The sequence below is a fragment of the Cohnella sp. GCM10027633 genome, assembly GCF_042675445.1.
Taxonomy (GTDB): Bacteria; Bacillota; Bacilli; order Paenibacillales; family Paenibacillaceae; genus Cohnella.
Genome location: NZ_JBHTGV010000037.1, coordinates 1 through 1369, shown reverse-complemented (window position 1 = coordinate 1369; position 1369 = coordinate 1). Strand labels below are relative to the sequence as shown.

Below are 1369 nucleotides of genomic sequence, written 5' to 3'. Positions count from 1 at the left end.
GGGTCTGTCAATAATTTTGTGTAAACTCTCTTATGGGAACCTCCCCCGAGGGGGAGAACGAAGCTCTTACGGCAGATATTGGCCAATTCGTTCTGGATAAAATACGGATAACTGGAGGAGAATTTGTCCCCAGTTTTGCACGCGGCCTGTCCATTTCCGTAGGACATCCATGGTCGCCAAATATAACATTTTAAGCAGCGCTTCATCCGTTGGGAAGATGCTCTTGCCCTTGGTGACCTTCCGTAGCTGACGGTGGTAGCTTTCAATGATATTAGTCGTGTAGATGAGCTTACGGATCTCCGGAGGGAATTTAAAGAACGTTGCGAGCTCGTCCCAGTTCGTTCGCCAGGAGCGAATAATGAGCGGATACTTATTGCCCCAGGCTTCTTCAAAGCGATCCAGCTCCAGTAGCGCTGCTACTTCGGTAGTCGCTTTATAGATCGGTTTTAGATCCGCTGTTACCTTCTTTAAATCTTTATATGAGACGTAGCGCGTCGAATTGCGGATCTGGTGGATGATGCACTTCTGGATCTCTGTTTTCGGATAACAAGCAGAAATGGCTTGAGAGAAGCCGGTCAGGTTGTCGACACAGGTGATGAGGATGTCTTGTACACCGCGATTCTTGAGGTCATTCAGGACGCTCAGCCAGAACTTCGCGGACTCATTCTCGCCGATCCACATGCCCAGTACGTCTTTGTTCCCGTCCAGATCGATGCCGATGACCATATACGCCGCTTTGTTCACAATAGCGCCATCCTGCTTCACTTTAAAGTGAATGGCATCAAGGAACACCACAGCGTATACACCTTGCAGCGGGCGATTCTGCCACTCCTTAATGAGCGGAACGATCTTGTTCGTGACATTCGAGATCATCGTCGGCGAAACATCAATGCCGTACAATCGGATCATATGATCTTGAATATCTCGGACGCTGATGCCCTTGGCGTACATCGCAATGATCTGGTCTTCAATGCCGGTTACACTGGACTGATGCTTCTTGACGATAACAGGCTCGAACTCGCCGTTACGATCACGAGGTACCTGAATATCGACTTCTCCATACTCGCTAATCACGGTCTTCTTGGACCTACCGTTTCGACTATTGCTGGTAGTCTTGGTCTTGACGTCATGCTTCTCGTAGCCAAGCTCCGTGTCGAGTTCAGCCTCCAGCATAGACTGCAACGTCTCAGCGAACAGTTCCTTTAGTGCGGATTGAACGTCATCCATCGTCTTCAGATTGTTGTCTTTGACGAATGCTTTCACCTGATCTTTGTTAAAGCGCGCCACTTGTGTCATCCTCTCAAACCAACCTTTCTCTTAGTTTATTTCATATTGGTTTGAGAGTTTACACAAAAGATTTTACAGACTC

Annotated in this window: 1 protein-coding gene; it reads right to left on the bottom strand. The window is 48.1% G+C overall.

Going from position 1 to position 1369, the window contains the following annotated elements:
- Nucleotides 1-66 precede the first annotated feature (66 nt).
- The gene (locus ACFQZG_RS27545) at nucleotides 67-1296 is read right to left on the bottom strand and encodes an IS256 family transposase (RefSeq protein ID WP_445297468.1); all 1230 of its coding nucleotides are present in this window, start codon (nucleotides 1294-1296) and stop codon (nucleotides 67-69) included.
- Nucleotides 1297-1369 lie beyond the last annotated feature (73 nt).